The sequence below is a fragment of the Azospirillum doebereinerae genome (genome assembly GCF_003989665.1).
GTDB classification, from domain to species: Bacteria; Pseudomonadota; Alphaproteobacteria; order Azospirillales; family Azospirillaceae; genus Azospirillum; species Azospirillum doebereinerae.
Window position 1 is genome coordinate 198,000 of sequence record NZ_RZIJ01000007.1, and the last position, 14,937, is coordinate 212,936.

The following is a 14,937-nucleotide window of genomic DNA, read 5'->3' on the forward strand; positions in this document are numbered from 1 at the left end:
TTGGGTCGGCATTGTGAAGAGTCAACAAACATCGGCCTCGGCCACACGGGGCCTCGACAGGTACGGCCAATAGGTCTTGAGCCAGAGCAGGAAGGCCGCCGCCCAGGCCAGCGCCGCCAGCGCGTGCGGCGATCCGGGCAGCGGCGGCAGGACGCCCAGCTCCGGCAGGACCCGCAGCAGCGCCGCCGCGACCAGCAGAAGGAGCGCCGCCCGCGCCGCGCCCGGCAGGGGGAGGCTGCGGCCGGTGTGGAACAGCCCGGCGATGGCGAAGACCGCCAGCACGCCGAGGCCCAAGCCCCCCATCAGCGCCAGATGCAGGGCCGGCGTCTCGGGGAAGGGCGCGCCCAGCCGCGCGGCGCCGACCAGCAGCAGACCGCTTCCCGCCAGCAGGCTCGACCCGGCCAGCGCCAGGATCTCGGCGCGGAAGAAGGAACGGCCGATGAAGGATTCGGCGACCCGGTCGAGGAAGGCGGCTCCGGCGGCGATGGTCAGCCAGGCGCCCACCGCCGGCGACACCCCGGCGATCTCGCCGATCAGCGCGACGGCGACCAGACCGGGCGCCAGATTGATCCGGCCGGGGTGCGGCCGGTAGGGCGAGCTGGTCTCGCCGGGATCGAGGACGAGGTTGGTGACGGGCACCGCGATGCGCGCCAGCACGAGGCCCAGCAGGCCGAGCAGCACCAGACCGGCGGCGTGCAGCCCGGCCTGCGCCAGCTCCACGGCGCCGAGGACGAAGGCGGCGTGGACCACGGTCCCGGCCACCGCCAGCGCGGTCAGCCACAGCAGCACGCCGGACAGCCTAGTGGTGCGCTTGCGCCACGCCACCGCCGCGACGTAGAGGGGCAGGGCGGCGAGCCACGCGGTGTCGGCGACGGTCGCGACCATGGCCGATCCGTCGGCGCCGATCAGCCCGGCGAGCCGCCCGATTCCCCACAGCGCGGCCAGCGCGAACAGGGGGCGGCCCTGGAGCCGCTTCGTGTCGGTCCATTCCGGGATCGCCGTGGTGATGAAGCCGATCACCGCCGCGCCGAAGGATCCGAACAGCATCTCGTGCGCGTGCCACAGACCCGGCGGGATCGCGCCGTCGCCGGGCAGGGCGAAGCCGTTGACCACCGCCCACAAAACCGGCCACAGCGCGGCGTGCAGCGCCGCCAGCGGGAAGAACAGCCGCAGCCCCTCGTCGCCGAGGATGGCGAAGAGGGTCGGGGCGGGTTTGCCGAGGGTCAGGGCCGTCATGGGGTCCGCCTTTCGTCGACGTCGTGGATGTGGCGGAACAGCGGATCGTCGGCGAGGAAGCCGGCGACCAGCCGGTAGAGGGCGCCGTCGTCGCGCCCGCCCGGTTCGCCCGGAACGGCGCGCGAGCCGGCGATGCCGCGCCCGTGCACGTCCATCACCACGACGCGGTGGGCGATGCGGACCGCCTCCATCAGGTCGTGGGTGATGAACAGGGCGCCGAAGCGCGCCGCGCGCGCCGCCTCGATCACCAGATCCTGCATGCGGCGCTTCAAGGCCACGTCGAGCGCGGTGAAGGGCTCGTCGAAATAGACGAAGTCGGGGTCGATCGCCAGCGCCCGCGCGATGGCCGCGCGCTGGCGCATGCCGCCCGACAGCTCGATGGGGAACTTGTCGAGGTCGGCGGGGTCGAGCGCCACCCGCCGGGCGGCCTCCTCCGCCCGCTCCCGCCGTTCCCGGCGGGGCAGTCCGTGAAGGCGCAGCGGGTAGGCGATGTTGGCGCGCGCCGTCGCCCAGGGCAGCAGGCGCGGGTCCTGGAACACCATGCCGTGGCGGCGGTAGCCGCGCGCGACCCGGCCGCGCGACGGTTCCACCACCCCGGCGGCGATGTGGGCCAGCGTGCTCTTGCCGCAGCCCGACGGTCCGACGAGCGCCGCCACCTCGCCCACCGCCAGCGTCAGCTCGACCGCGTCGAGCACCGTGCGCCCGAGATAGGCGTGGCCGACGCCGGACAGCGTCAGGGAGGGGGCGGCGTGGGTCGGGTCCTGGGTCATGGCGGGGAGGCTTTCATCAGGCTGGGTGCGTGTTCGGCGGGGAGGCGTCCGCGCGGGACGGGGAGTGGAACGTTTGGAACGTTTGAAACACCGTGGAACAGTGTTCCGGGTTGCGTTCCATGTTCCATCGGCTCATGCGCCGGGCCGGGGCCGGAAGGATGGGCGTGTCGGGGGGCATGGCGGGGCTCCGTAGAGGGCGGGAACGGTTGATGTCATGATATAGGAATTTGTTCTTAAACATGGGACGTTTCGGCGAATTGTCTCCCTCTCCCGCCCCGGGAGAGGGCGTGAAGCCGACGGCCGCAGGCCGGATGAACGCCGAAGGCGATCATAGGCGAAGCGCGGTCGCGAGGCTTGCGAGCGACCTCGGGGCCCGCCGCGCAGCGGTGGGAAGGGTGAGGGGCTATCGGAACATGGACTAAGTACCACGCCCGATAGCCCCTCACCCTCCCCGCTTTGCGGGTCCCCTCCCTCTCCCGGGACGGGAGAGGGCTTTGTTGCCGTCATAGGCGATTGCCCTCTCCTCAGGGGAGAGGGGGGATTCTCCGTTCCGTCAGGACTCTCAGAAGTTCACCTTCAAACCGGCGTAGAAGGCCCGGCCGTCGCCCGGCAGGTAGACCGCCTGGGTGGCCGAGGCCTGATCGACGATCAGCGTCGAGGAGGCGTAGGTCTTGTCGAAGATGTTGCGCGCCTCGCCGTAGACGCTGACGCGCTCGGTGACGGCGTAGGTGGTGCGCAGGTCCACGGTGGCGTAGCCGCTGGTGTGGACGGTGTTCATGTTGTCCACGGGGGTCTTGCCGGGGTACCAGTCGACCTCCGCCTGCACCGACAGCGCGGGCGTCACGTCGTAGCGCGCCGAGGCGTTGATCACGTGGCGCGGCGCGCCGGCCAGCCGGTTGCCGCCGCGCACCGGGTCGTCGTGGAAGCGGAAATCCTGGAAGGTGTAGGCGAGCCGGCCGCTCAGCCTGTCGGTCAGGTTGGCCGTCAGCCCGAGATCGACGCCGAAATGCCGTGTCTGGTCGGCGTTCACCGCGCCCAGCGAGACGCCGGTGACGTCGCGCAGGCTCAGCAACTCGTTCTTGACCCAGGAATAGTAGGTCCCGGCGTCGACCGCGACGACGCCCAGACGGCCGCGCCAACCGGCTTCGACGGTGGTCGCCGTCTGCGCCTTCAGGTCGGGCGTGCGGTAGGCGGCGGAGATGAAGGCGGGTTGGGCCGGGTTGGGGCGCCCGGCGCTGCTGTTGGGCGTGCCGTTGATCGTGGCGATCAGGTCGTCGTGGGTCGGCGGCTCGAAGTTGCGGCTGACGGCGGCGAAGAGGGTGTGGTCTGGGTGCGGCTTCCAGGTCGCGCCCAGGCTGGGGCTGACTCCGGTGTAGTCGCGGTCGTAGCCGGTGCCGACCGTCGGGATCGAGCCGGCCGGCAGCGCCACGCGCGGGTTGGCCGGGTTGAAGGCGATGGTCGGCCGCCGCGCCGCACCGAAGGTGTCGTCGTTCTCGCGCGTGGCGTGGGTGATCGTCACCGCCGGGGACAGGGTGACTCCGGCGCCCAGCGGCACGTTGAAGCCGCTGTGCAGCGCCAGCGTGCTGGCGTCCATTCGGCTGCGCCCGAACAGGGCGCCCTGGCTGCCGGCGACGTTCAGGTAGTCCTCGCGGTCGGCCGAGCCGATCACGTAGCGCACGGTCGTCTCGAACAGCGGCAGGGGCTGGTTGGAATCGGGGTTGTAAGCGTAGCGCGCCACGGCGGTCACGTCGCCGCCCTCGGTCTTGCGGATGCCGGACGAGACCGGGAAGCGGAAGCGGTCGTCGGTGTGGGTGTAGCCCAGCGCCACGTCGAGCAGATGCGACCCGAAGGTGGCCGTGGTGCGGTTGCCGACGCGGAACTGCCTGGCCTCGCGCTGCGGCCGGTCGCGGACGACGTTCGGTCCCGGATTGGTGGCGACGCCGTTGACCAGGGTGGGGCCGGTGAAGACCGATTCCGGGCGCGCGTTCAGAAGCTGGCGGGTCAGCGGGCCGGCGACGTCGAAGGGCAGGTCGGTGTAGCCGGCGAAGAAGCGGGTGCTGACGGTGTCCGACAGGGTGGCGCCGACGTTGGCGTCGAATCCGGTGCGCTCGGAGCTGTTGTAATCGCGGAAGCCGTCGCGCCGGCTGCGCTGGAACTGGATCAGCCCGTCGAGGTTTCCGGCCCGGCCGCCGGCCTGCGCGGTGGTGTTGAGCTGCCCGAAGCTGCCGCCCTCGACGCCCAACCGGACGCCCGGCGCCGACGACCCGGTGGGGGAGACGAAATTGATCGCCCCACCCAGCACGCTGGCGCCCAGCCGGTTGGCGGTGTAGCCGCGATAGATCTCGGTGAGTTCCGCTTGGCGCGGGTTGGCCAGCCCGACGATGTAGGAGCCGTCGGCCCGGTTCAGCGGCAGGCCGTTCTGCAGGGCCAGGATGCCGCGCTCCACCGGGTTCTGCTGAAGCCCGGAGCCGCGAATTTGGATGCGCGGCTGGTCGTTGCCGCCGAAGAAGTTCTGCACCACGACGCCCGGCACCCCGGCCAGCGCGTCGGAGACGGTGACGTTGGCCTTGCCCGCCAGATCCTCGTCCACCACCAGGGCGGTGCCGCCGGGGATCGCCTCCAGCCGCTTGCGGGCGGTCGCCTCGGCGCCGTCGCCGCGGCCCTCGACGGTGACGGCGTCGAGCAGGACGGCGGCCCCCGGCGCGGCCGACTGGGCGCGGGCCGGGTCCGGCGTCGCGGCGGCCAGACCGGCTACGGCCAGACCGGCCAGCAGGAGGGTGGTGTCGCGGGTGGTGGTGGCCTGTCCCCGTGGTGTCATGATGGTTGGTCCCCCGAAACGGCCGTTCGCCGATATTTTTGCGAATGATAGTCACCCGCACTCTATCGGTCTTTCCGGCGTCCTGTTTGTCCGGGGTCAAGTCCGGGACGGAAAAGAAGGGTACACCGTCGATTTTTCCACCGGCCGCGAAGCGGGCGCGGTCATCGCTTGACGCCCCAGGGGCGGGCGGCGTTGCGCCAGCGCTCGAACTCGGAGCGGATCGGGTGGACCAGCGTGTATTCGACCAGGATCAGCCCGGCCACCGCGATCAGCACCCAGGCCAGCGCCTCGGCGACGTCCAGGTTGGCGCGGGCGGTCGCCAGCGCCCCGCCGATGCCGCCGGTGTTGGCGAGAAGCTCCGCCATCACCGCCACCTTGAACGCCGAGCCGAGCGCCACCGTCAGCGCCGGGAACAGGAAGGCGGCGACGTGGCGCAGGCCCAGCGTGGTCAGCCGGGCGAGCGGGCCGGCGCCGAAGGCGCGGGCCATGTCGTCCAGCCCCCGGTCGCGGGTGACGGCGCCCTCGGCGACGCCGACGAACACCACGGGGGTGGCGGCGACCAGCACCGTGGTGATGATGGTCCCGTCGGTGGAGCCGAACCAGATCATCGCCAGCACGATCCAGGCGATGGGCGGCACGCCCAGCAGCAGGGTCAGGATCGGACGGGCCAGCCGCATCGTCGCCGCCGAATAGCCGGCGGCCAGGCCGCCGAGCGCGCCGACGGTCCCCGCCAGCGCGAAGCCCTCGACCGCGCGCAGCGTGGTCTGCCCGGCCAGCGCCCAGGCGGCGGGGTCGGCGGCGATGGTCAGCCCGGCGGACAGCGTCGCCAGCGGGGCGGGCAGGATGAAGTCGCCGTAGCGCTCATGCCCGGCCTGCCAGAGCGCGGCGAACAGCGCCAGCCCGGCCAGCCCGGCCCAGCCCGACCACAGGAACTGCCCGACCCGGCCCAGCCGGTCGAGAACCACCCTCACGATCACCGTCGTCATGCCGCGCCTAAAGGTAGAAGTCTGGCGCGGGCAGCGCCCCGCCGATGATCTTGGGATCGAACTCCGACACCGCGCGGAACAGGGATTCCAGCGACTCCCGCGCGGAGACGGCGCGGAGCGCGACGAGGTTGGAATGGGGGATCGCCTGCTCGATCACCGGCCAGGGCAGGCTGAGCGGCGCAGCCGCGTCGCTGGCCGCCCGCGCCGGGTCGGCGTTGACCGAGGCGGTCGCGGCGGCCAGCGCGGCGTGCAGCGCCTCGACGGCGGGGGCGTGATCGGCCAGGAAAGCACCGGTGACGCCGAGCCCGGCCTGCGGCAGGACCGTGCCGAGGCCGGTGGCGGCGCCCCAGGCCTTCTGGATGTCGAGGACGCGCGTGACCGTCTTGCCCGCTTGGCCCGCGCGCAGGATGGCGGCCGAGGCCGCCGGCTCGGGCAGCAGGGCGGCGTCGGCCCGGCCGGTGAGGAGAAGCTGGATCGCCTCCATCGGCGTGCCGGCGAACTGGAGGCCGACGTCTGCGTCGGGCGTCAGCCGCTCCGCCGCCAGCAGGCGGCGGAACACCAGCTCGGGCGTGTCGTTGCGGAAGGGCACCGCGACCGAGCGGCCCTTCAGCGCGGCGACCGAGGTCAGCGACGGGTCGGCCGACAGCAGATGGAGCAGCCCGTTGGTCATCACGTTGACCAGCCGGACGCCCAGCCCCTTGTTGAACAGGTTGGCGGCGGACTGGGTCGGCAGCACGAAGGCCTGCATGGTGCCCGACGTCAGGCCGGCGCGCAGCTCGTCGGGGGTGCGCCACGCCTTGAAGACGACCTTGTCGGCGACCGGCCGCGTCAGGCCCGAGGCAATGGCGTGGACCAGCGTGATCGAGGGGCCGGCCGGCGGCCCCCACAGGGTCAGCTCGGGCAAGGGCGCCGCTCTTACCGTGGCTGACGACGATGTCCGGAAGGCGGGAAGCGTCAGGGCGGCGGCGAGGCCCGCGAGCGTGGCGCGGCGGGTGAGGCGGGGCATGGGCGGACCTGTGCGGCAAGGGGACGCGGGCGCGCGTTTCCTCGCTGGCTCTCTGGCTGGCTGGACGACGCTTGCGGGTGGAAACCCGTCGCGCGCGGCGACCCGCACACGACCGCCGTCAGAAGATCATGGCCCGGCGGCGGGCTTTTTGTGCGAGCGCAAACTGTCCGGCGATTGTCCGCTTTCCTTGGAAATCTCCATTCCGGCATTCGAGCCTAAATTAGCGGCAATTCGAAATTAACGACTCATAAATGGTTTTCCACTGAAATCGTCAATCGTGGGAATCAGGATGATCAGACTCCAAAAAGTCTCCGGGCGATCCGGGGGCGGAGCCTTTCTGCGCCCAGCCGGGAAAACGGCGTGCCGACATTTTAAGAGGCTCATATGTTCAATATTTTGACCGTCATCATTTCCGTCGCCCTCACGGCCGTGATGGGCGCCGCAGGTGTGTTCTATGTCGGCTCGGCGTTCACGACCGCAGGCCCGAAGGCCGCCGCCGTCGGCATCGTCCAGTCGCTGTCGCAGGTCGACGCGGCCTGGACGCTCTACGCCTCCAACGGCAACACGACCACGTTCGGCGCAGCCGGCGCAACCTTTCCGACCATGAGCGGTGCGGCGACGCAAACGGACCTCATCAACACCGGCTTCCTCGCCGCCGTGCCGACGGCACCCACAATCGCCTCCACCTGGGGAGGCGGCGCCACCACCACCATCGCGCTCGACCTCACGAACCCCGCCACGGCGAGCGGCCTGACCGGAAACACCAACTTCGCCAACGGCGGCGTTTTCCTGGTGCTGGCCAGCACCGCCCTGTCGCAGTGCACGGAAATCGCCCGCGCCGGTGGCCAGATCACCGCCACTGGCACGCTGGCGGTGCCCGGCACCGGCCTGAACCTGTTGGCGGCGAGTCAGGCCAACTTCATCGCGGCCTTCACCGGCTATAAGTTCGGCTGCGTCCAGATGACCACGGCGACCGGTCTGACGCTGAACAACGTTGCCGGCGCTGCGGGCGACGCCAACAAATACGTGGCCTACTACAAGTTCTAAGCGACGCCATCGACGTCCGACGCCATCGCCCCGGTCCTTGCGGCCGGGGCGATCGCGTTTCCGGCGGTCGCCTATTTGATGCGGGCGCACCATTGCCGCCAGGATTGGTTCCACGCCCCCCAACGGGGTAGAGTGCGCGCCGACAGGCTTCCGCCGCAGGGACGATTCGCGCCATGACCTCGCTGATCCTGATGACGATCATGGCCATTTCGCTGGTGGCGACCACCGGATACACCGCCTACACCATGGTCGACGCCTCCAACCGCGTCAGCCAGGCCCAGCGCAGCGCCGCCGAGATGCACCGGCTCGCCGCCCTGGTGGAGGCCAACCTGCGCACGCTCGACAACGACGGGGTCGCCAGCCCGCCGGCCCCCGAGGATCCACCGGTGCAGCCGGCTGGAAGGCAGGCCGCCAAGACGCAAGCATCGAACACCAAGGCGCCCGCCAAGGCGGAGGCCGCGCAGCCGGCGGGCACCCTGCCGCGCTGGCTGCTGCCCGGCACCCGGACGCCGTGGGGCGCCGTCTACGGCTATTGCGTCTTCGCGCCCTCGGCCGACCGCGCGGCGGCGCAGACGCGCACCGCCGCGTGGCCGGCGGGGGCCGCGAGCGGCGGCCGGGCCTACGTCGCCGCCGCCCCCGCCGCCCCGGCGGAGCTGGCCCGCGCCGGGGTGGTGGCGGCCATCGTGGCGCCGGCCATCGGCTCCACCGCCTTGCCCGACTGCGCCACCCTGAGCTTCAAGGACGGCCAGATCGCCGCCGCCGAGGGCAGCGCCGTCGCCGTCACCCGTGGCGCCTCGGCCGATCTGGCGGCGCTGGCCGCCTCGGCGACGGTCACCCGCTACGTGGCGCCGGCCGCGCTGGGCGACGCCAGCGGCACGACTCCGGCGGACGCCATGGCGCTGACGGCGGCGCTCGGCCACTGGCAGGCGACCCGGCCGGCGACCATGGTGCTGCGGCTGGCCCCCGGCCGCCACGAAATCCCGGCGGCGCTGGTCCAGGCGCTGGCCGCCGATCCGCCGGGCGGCGGCGGGCGGGCGCTGCGGCTGGTGCTGAAGGGGGAGAGCGCGGGCGTGGTGCTGGCGACGACTCCGCCCGACATGGCCCTGCGCCTGCCGACCGACGCGCGGGTCGAGAACGTCGCCTTCGAGATGCCGGTGGAGGCGCTGCCCGGCACGCAGCTGACCTTCGCCGGCAACAACGCCATCGTCACCGGCCGGATCGCCGCCCTGCGGGTGGCGCACGCGCGGCTGGACGTGGCCGGCGGGCGGTTGGCGCTGTCGGCGCCCGGCGGCGACGGGGTGCTGGTGGACGGCGGCAGCGCGCTGTTCCGCGACGCGGTGGTGGACGCGACGGTCGGCGCCGGGCGCAGCGCGCTGGTCTCCACGCTGGGCGCCGCCGTCACCTTCACGGCGGAGACCCGGCGACCGCTCCTTCAGGTCCGTGGCCGGGGGTTGCCGATGGCGGCGATGCGCAGCGGCGGTGGGCAGGCCATCCTCGACCGCACCGACGTCGCCATGGACAACGGGACGCCCTTCGGGGTGGTGGTGGAGAACGGTCAACTGGAGATGAAAGCCTCGGTCATCGGCGGTCCGGCGGCGCGGCCGGGTAGCGCCGGGGTCCTCGACCTCGGCGGGTCGCACGCCATCGCCGATCCCAACAGCCAGGTCTGGTCGGCGCCGGGCGGCCGCTGCGCGCAGGGCGCCCTGTTCGCCCAGCCGGCCACCCAGAGCGAGGCCAGCCGCCTGATCGCCGGGGGAAGCGCCGTAGGAGGCGCCCCTTTGGCGGGCGTCCCGGCCGCCGCCGCCATCGCCAACCGCGCGAGCTGGACATGCCGGTCCTGAAACCCTCGTCGGCGTTCCGCGAGGAACTGGCCGGCTATCTGCTGCGCAAGGGGCTGGTGACGCGCGGCATCCTCGACGCGGCGCTGGCCGAGCAGCGGGTGACCGGCGAATCGCTGGGCGCCATCCTGGTGCGCAACGGTTTCCTCGCCCGCGCCGACCTCAACGAGGCCCAGGTCAGCCACGAGACGGCGCTGGAAACGCCGACCGCCATGGGCGGCACGCCGATCCCGCTGCCCCTGCTGGAGCGCCACGCGATCATCGTCACCGGCCTCAACGCCGAGACCGTCCAGGTCGCCACGCTGCACGAGGAATCGGTGGCGGAGCGGGTGATCGCCGCCTACTACCCCGGCAAGGCGATCCAGTTCAGCGCCTTCGTCCCCGACCAGTACGACGAGTTCCTCGACCGCGTCCGCCGCAGCCAGAACGGGGAGGAGGACGGCGACCCGGTCGGACAGCTGGTCGCCCGCGCGATCGAGGCCGGGGCGTCGGACATCCACATCGTCCCGCGCCGCAAGACCTGCAGCGTCTTCCTGCGCGTGGACGGCATCCGCCGGCTGATGGACGAGACGGCGGCGGCCCCGGCAGCGACCATGGCCGCCCGCATCAAGGACCGCTCGGGCATGGATCTGGCCGAGCGGCGGCTGCCGCAGGAGGGCCGCTTCGAGGTCGAGCACCAGGGGCGGCCGGTCGATCTGCGCGTCACCACCGTGCCCTCGGTGGACGGCGAGATCATCGTGCTGCGCCTGCTCGACGCCGAGCGGGTGCAGCCCAACCTCGACACGCTGGGCCTGAGCCGGGTGGCCGAGTGGCGGCGCAGCGTCGACCGCCGGCATGGGCTCTGTCTGGTCTGCGGCCCGACGGGGTCGGGCAAATCCACCACCCTGACCGCCACCGTGCGCGAGATGGACCGGCTGGGCCGGGCGATCTACAGCATCGAGGATCCGGTGGAATACCGCATGGCCTACACGGGCCAAGTCAACGTCAACCCGGCGGTGAAGCTCGACTTCGCCCGCGTTGTCCGCACCTTCATGCGCGCCGACCCCGACGTGATCGTGCTGGGCGAGGTGCGCGACGAGGAGACGGCGCAGATCGCCGTCCGCGCCGCCGACACCGGCCACATGGTGCTGACCACGCTGCACACCGGCTCGGTCAACGGCGCCATCGACCGGCTGCGCCATCTGGGCGTGCCCCCCCACGACATCAAGGGCCTGCTGCGTGGCGTCATGGTGCAGTCGCTGATCCGCACCACCTGCCAGGACTGCCATGGCGCCGGCTGCCCCGCCTGCGGCGGCGGCGGCTATGCCGGGCGGACCGCGATCAGCGAATGCGCGGTCTTCGACGATTCCGCCGCCGTGGTCGCCGCCGCCAAGGGCGGGCGGAATTGGCCCACCCTGTTCGACGACGCCGTCGCCAAGTTCCACGCCGGCCTGACCACGGCGGCGGAGTTGCGCCGGGTCTTCGGCAGCGAGGCGTCGGGCATGGAGCCGCGCATGCCGGTGCCGCAACCGCCGGTGAAACCGGCGCCGAAGTCTCCGCGCCAATGAAGCCCCGCCAATGAACATCATCCAGGCGGTGCTCGCGGTCGCGCTGATGGCCATGGCGGTGGCGGGCGGCATCCAGTACGTCAACCCCAACGCCGCGACGGGCACCCGCCTCGCCTCCCAGGCCGACGCCGGTTTCTCGACGCTCGAAAGCGCCTTCCGCAGCCGGCAGGCCGGCGGGGCGACCGCCCCCGCCGCCGAGGCGTGGCAGGCGGCGCTGTTCCCCGCCTATGGCAGCCCGCCGGCCGCCGTGGCGGGGCTGTCCTGGTCCTACGGGGTCGAGGCGGCGGGGGTGTGGTTCTGCCTGTCCGGGCCGCTGTCACGGGATCCGGTGAAACAGGCGCTGACCGCGTTGGCCACGCGCCGGCCGCAGGGGCTCTACGACGTGACGCGGAGCTGCGGCGGCGCCGGCGGGCCGCCGGAAGGTACCATCGCCGCCACCTTGTGGATGCAGAGAACGACGCCGTGAGTTGACAAGGATCGGAACAGCGGAAGCCCGGCCGTTGTCCCGGCTTTTGCTGTTGACCGGGGCCTGGACCCCGCCATAAACAGCTGCCAATACTCGGCTGTTCGGAGTATTGTCGGCGGACGCGGGCTACCCCTTTTTGGGGAGCGGGATCGAAAGGCAGGGTCTTTCTTGGGCGACAGCGGGCTCGCGGCCAATGTTCTGTACGGCTTCCTGGAGGGCGTCGAGCGCCGCGACGCGCTGGCCTACGCGCGGTCCTTTGCCCGGCGCACCCTCAAGACCTCCGAGCGCTGCTGGTACGCCGTCGAGCCGCTGTGGACGGGCTATCTCTACGAGGTTCACGAGGGCGGCCCCGGCCGATCCTTCCTGCCCGACCTCGTGACCGAACTGGACGCCAACCCCGGCGGCATCGCGCTGGTGCCGTCCGGCCGCCGGGTGTTCGAACTGACGGTGCGCAACGGCCGGCCGGTCGGCGGGTTGCTGCCGGAGGCGAAGAGCCGGCAGGTCCAGCTCCAGATGGCGGCGATGCGGCCGACCGCCAAGGTCGACGGACGCGCCTATGGGCTGGTGATTCCGCCCTGGGTGACGCCCGACCAGGTGCGGCTGCGCACCATCCGGCCGACGCGGCGCATGCGGCGGGTCTCCACCCCGGTGTCGGTGCCCCTGGCGCTGTCGGCGGTCGGCTTCGCCGCCGGGCTCGGCCTGCTGACCACGGGGGGCGGGCTGTATTACTGGTCGCCCCACCGCGTGCCGCGCCCGCAGTTGCTGACGGTGGACCAGATGCCGCACCGCCAATGGGAAAAGGCGCTGGCGACCATCGGGCCGGACAGCTACGTCAGCAAGCTGGAATTCCGCGACGGCCGCTGGACCATCGAGACCGCGACGGCAAGATGAACGCTGCAAACGACCGCGTCATAAAGCCAGTCCTTGAAGCCCCTCTCCCCTTGAGGGAGAGGGGTTGGGGTGAGGGGGCCGCAAACCTTTCCGCCTTCGGCGAAATACCCCTCATCCCAACCCGCGAACCCATCGGACGCCTTTGGCGTCCTCCGGGATTCGCCCCGCAAGGGGAGAAGGGCTCCCTTCCAGCGGAGAGACTCGTTCCCCGATCACTCCACCGCGCCCCAATCACCATTGCTTTACGAATTCTCTGGCTAACTGCCGCCGATGGTCAGGCTGTGCGGGCGGATGCGATGGACGAGCGGAGGGCCGGTGCGATGATCCGGCGGAGGCTGCGGGCGTGCATGGCCGCCGCGCTTCTCATCGCGTCCCCCCTGGCGGTGGCCACGGCGGAGGAAAGCCCCTTCCTGTCGCCCAAGGAACGCCAGGACCATCTGGAGGCCCGGATTCAGCAGCGCATCGACAACGCCGTCTCCGGTCTGGAGGAGCGCTTGGCCAAGACGGTGATCGACGCCTTCGACGGCAAGGCCCGCGACGGCGCACTGCCCCGCGCGGTGGACGACGCGATGGCCCGCCGCATGGCGGCGACCGGCGGCGCGGCCTCCGGAAGGCCGCCGACCGGCCCCGGCGGCAACGCCCCCCGCCTGCCTCCGCTGCCCAACCTGAACGGCGCCGAGCTGGTCCCGGCCGGCGCCACCTTCGTCGGCTGCCTCGACGGCCGCGCCTTCTTCCAGGACCGCTCGGGAACGCCCTTCCTGATCGATCCGCGCGCCTTCCCGGCGTCACCCGGCGGACCCTCCTCATGCGCGCGCTGACCCGCTTCCGGCTCTCCACGGCTTTCGCCGTTCTCGGGCTGTCGGCCTGTTCGTTGCCGGAGGTGGGCAACCTGCCGCCGCGCGAAACGGTGGTGGCCCAGGCCCGGCAGACGCTGACCCAGGATCCCTCCCCGGCGGTGACCGAGGTGCCGGTCAGCCGCGGCATGCTGGTGGCCCACTCCCTGCGCGAATCCCTGCCGGCGAGCCTCGCCGCGCGGCGCATCTCCGTCAGCTTCCCGTCCGGCGAGAACACGCTGGAGCGGCTGTCCAGCATGATGGCCTATTCCGGCGTGCCGGTGGCGACCCGCTTCGAGGGCACCGACGGCCCGGCCATGCTGCGGCAGACGCTGCCGATGCAGTCCTTCTCGGGCAGCTTCACCGATCTGGCCGGCGTGCTGGAGACCGGCATGGGGGTGGTCGCCTGGTGGCAGAACGGGACGCTGTTCCTCAGCAACCGCGACCGCTTCGCCTTCACCGTCCCGCAGAACCAGGCGGTCATCGATTCGGTGATGAGCGACCTGAAGACGCTGGGCGCCACCGACATCACGCAGTCGCTGCGCGGCGGGCAGGTCGTCTTCTCCGCCTCGCCGACGGTCTACCGCGAGGTGATCCAGCCCTACGTCGACCGCCTGCACCGCAACATGGCGATGGTGCGCATCCAACTCGCGGTCGTCAGCCTGGGCCTGACCGACCAGTCGGCCAGCGGCTTCGACTGGAACGCGCTGGCCCTGCAATTCAACCGGCTGTCGAACGGCACGACGACAACCACCTCGACCGGCACGGTCGTCACGAGCAACGGGTCGGTCGTGAGCGCGACCGCCCAACAGCCGCTGTCCTTCGACGTCGTCAAGCCCGCCACCCTGCTGGGGGTCAGCGGCGCCTTCAACGTCGCCGGCGCCATCGCCTTCCTGTCGAAGTTCGGCAACACCGACACCCGCCAGAACGTCGAGGTCCACACCCTGTCCGGCGCCGAGGTGACGCTGCGCAGCGGCCAGACCATCCCCTACGTGACCGGCGTCGGCGTCACCGCCGTCAGCGGGCTGGGCGTCGCGTCCACCGCCGGCAACTCCGCCACCAACCTGAACGCGCCGGGCGTCGTCGGGTCGGCGCAGACCGGGACGGTGCAGACCGGCCTGACCATCAAGCTGACGCCGCATTACGACGCCGACACCCGGATCGTCACCGTCGACCTCAACCTGCTGCTGAACAACCTGATCGAGTTCCGCGACCTGAACGCCGGCAACCAGGTGGGCATCCTGACCCAGCCGGTGACGCAGGAGCAGGCGTTGAACGACATCGTCCGGGTGGTCGCCGGCAGCACCGTCGTGCTGGGCGGCCTGCAGACCGACAGCCGGGGCTTCAGCGGCAACCAGCCGACGGCGACGCGCGGCGTGATCGAGGAGGGCATCGGCAAGCGGGCGCAGGACATCAACAAGGACGCCCTGTTCCTGATCCTGCGGCCGACCGTGACCGTCTTCCGCGAAACGGCGAACTGACGGAAAAGGGGGCCGCCC

Annotated in this window: 12 protein-coding genes; 7 read left to right on the forward strand and 5 right to left on the reverse strand. The window is 71.8% G+C overall.

Going from position 1 to position 14,937, the window contains the following annotated elements:
- Positions 1–21 precede the first annotated feature (21 nt).
- From EJ913_RS11465 to EJ913_RS11485, 5 genes are all read right to left on the reverse strand, one after another.
- The gene (locus EJ913_RS11465) at positions 22–1,236 is read right to left on the reverse strand and encodes an NnrS family protein (RefSeq protein ID WP_126997861.1); all 1,215 of its coding nucleotides are present in this window, start codon (positions 1,234–1,236) and stop codon (positions 22–24) included.
- Positions 1,233–2,006 (reverse strand): ABC transporter ATP-binding protein, encoded by a 774-nt coding sequence (locus tag EJ913_RS11470; protein WP_126997863.1) that lies wholly within the window; start codon positions 2,004–2,006, stop codon positions 1,233–1,235. Before EJ913_RS11470 ends, EJ913_RS11465 begins: the two co-directional genes overlap by 4 nt.
- Before the next feature lie 562 nt (positions 2,007–2,568).
- Complete coding sequence (locus tag EJ913_RS11475; RefSeq protein ID WP_126997865.1) at positions 2,569–4,824, reverse strand: TonB-dependent receptor family protein; 2,256 nt, start codon at positions 4,822–4,824, stop codon at positions 2,569–2,571.
- 161 nt (positions 4,825–4,985) lie between these two features.
- Positions 4,986–5,810: an ABC transporter permease gene (locus EJ913_RS11480; protein ID WP_126997867.1), complete on the reverse strand. Its 825-nt coding sequence runs from the start codon at positions 5,808–5,810 to the stop codon at positions 4,986–4,988.
- Between the two features lie 7 nt (positions 5,811–5,817).
- Positions 5,818–6,816, reverse strand: a complete 999-nt coding sequence (locus tag EJ913_RS11485) for an ABC transporter substrate-binding protein (RefSeq protein WP_126997869.1) — start codon at positions 6,814–6,816, stop codon at positions 5,818–5,820.
- A 384-nt stretch (positions 6,817–7,200) separates the two neighbouring features.
- Here EJ913_RS11485 and EJ913_RS11490 point away from each other — a divergent pair, with 384 nt between their 5' ends.
- The 7 genes from EJ913_RS11490 to EJ913_RS11525 all read left to right on the forward strand — a co-directional run bounded on the left by EJ913_RS11490 (position 7,201) and on the right by EJ913_RS11525 (position 14,919).
- The gene (locus EJ913_RS11490) at positions 7,201–7,863 is read left to right on the forward strand and encodes a hypothetical protein (RefSeq protein ID WP_126997871.1); all 663 of its coding nucleotides are present in this window, start codon (positions 7,201–7,203) and stop codon (positions 7,861–7,863) included.
- Positions 7,864–8,036: 173 nt separating this feature from the next.
- Complete coding sequence (locus tag EJ913_RS11495) at positions 8,037–9,704, forward strand: hypothetical protein (protein WP_126997873.1); 1,668 nt, start codon at positions 8,037–8,039, stop codon at positions 9,702–9,704.
- Complete coding sequence (locus EJ913_RS11500; protein WP_126997875.1) at positions 9,692–11,248, forward strand: GspE/PulE family protein; 1,557 nt, start codon at positions 9,692–9,694, stop codon at positions 11,246–11,248. The genes EJ913_RS11495 and EJ913_RS11500 overlap by 13 nt, the downstream gene beginning before the upstream one ends.
- Positions 11,249–11,258: 10 nt before the next feature.
- Entirely contained in the window at positions 11,259–11,714 is a 456-nt protein-coding gene (locus tag EJ913_RS11505) for a hypothetical protein (RefSeq protein WP_126997877.1), read from the forward strand.
- Positions 11,715–11,882: 168 nt separating this feature from the next.
- Entirely contained in the window at positions 11,883–12,605 is a 723-nt protein-coding gene (locus EJ913_RS11510) for a hypothetical protein (RefSeq protein ID WP_244939322.1), read from the forward strand.
- Between the two features lie 347 nt (positions 12,606–12,952).
- A complete protein-coding gene (locus EJ913_RS11520) occupies positions 12,953–13,423 on the forward strand; it encodes a hypothetical protein (RefSeq protein WP_185909754.1) in 471 nt (156 codons plus the stop codon).
- Positions 13,411–14,919, forward strand: coding sequence for a type II secretion system protein GspD (locus EJ913_RS11525; protein ID WP_126997881.1), 1,509 nt, complete (start codon positions 13,411–13,413; stop codon positions 14,917–14,919). The genes EJ913_RS11520 and EJ913_RS11525 overlap by 13 nt, the downstream gene beginning before the upstream one ends.
- Positions 14,920–14,937 lie beyond the last annotated feature (18 nt).

Excerpts from the sequence above, each read along its gene's own strand:
- EJ913_RS11465 (WP_126997861.1), bottom strand. The coding sequence starts at position 1,236 with ATGACGGCCCTGACCCTCGGCAAACCCGCCCCGACCCTCTTCGCCATC.
- EJ913_RS11470 (WP_126997863.1), bottom strand. The coding sequence starts at position 2,006 with ATGACCCAGGACCCGACCCACGCCGCCCCCTCCCTGACGCTGTCCGGC.
- EJ913_RS11475 (WP_126997865.1), bottom strand. The coding sequence starts at position 4,824 with ATGACACCACGGGGACAGGCCACCACCACCCGCGACACCACCCTCCTG.
- EJ913_RS11480 (WP_126997867.1), bottom strand. The coding sequence starts at position 5,810 with ATGACGACGGTGATCGTGAGGGTGGTTCTCGACCGGCTGGGCCGGGTC.
- EJ913_RS11485 (WP_126997869.1), bottom strand. The coding sequence starts at position 6,816 with ATGCCCCGCCTCACCCGCCGCGCCACGCTCGCGGGCCTCGCCGCCGCC.
- EJ913_RS11490 (WP_126997871.1), top strand. The coding sequence starts at position 7,201 with ATGTTCAATATTTTGACCGTCATCATTTCCGTCGCCCTCACGGCCGTG.
- EJ913_RS11495 (WP_126997873.1), top strand. The coding sequence starts at position 8,037 with ATGACCTCGCTGATCCTGATGACGATCATGGCCATTTCGCTGGTGGCG.
- EJ913_RS11500 (WP_126997875.1), top strand. The coding sequence starts at position 9,692 with ATGCCGGTCCTGAAACCCTCGTCGGCGTTCCGCGAGGAACTGGCCGGC.
- EJ913_RS11505 (WP_126997877.1), top strand. The coding sequence starts at position 11,259 with ATGAACATCATCCAGGCGGTGCTCGCGGTCGCGCTGATGGCCATGGCG.
- EJ913_RS11520 (WP_185909754.1), top strand. The coding sequence starts at position 12,953 with ATGGCCGCCGCGCTTCTCATCGCGTCCCCCCTGGCGGTGGCCACGGCG.
- EJ913_RS11525 (WP_126997881.1), top strand. The coding sequence starts at position 13,411 with ATGCGCGCGCTGACCCGCTTCCGGCTCTCCACGGCTTTCGCCGTTCTC.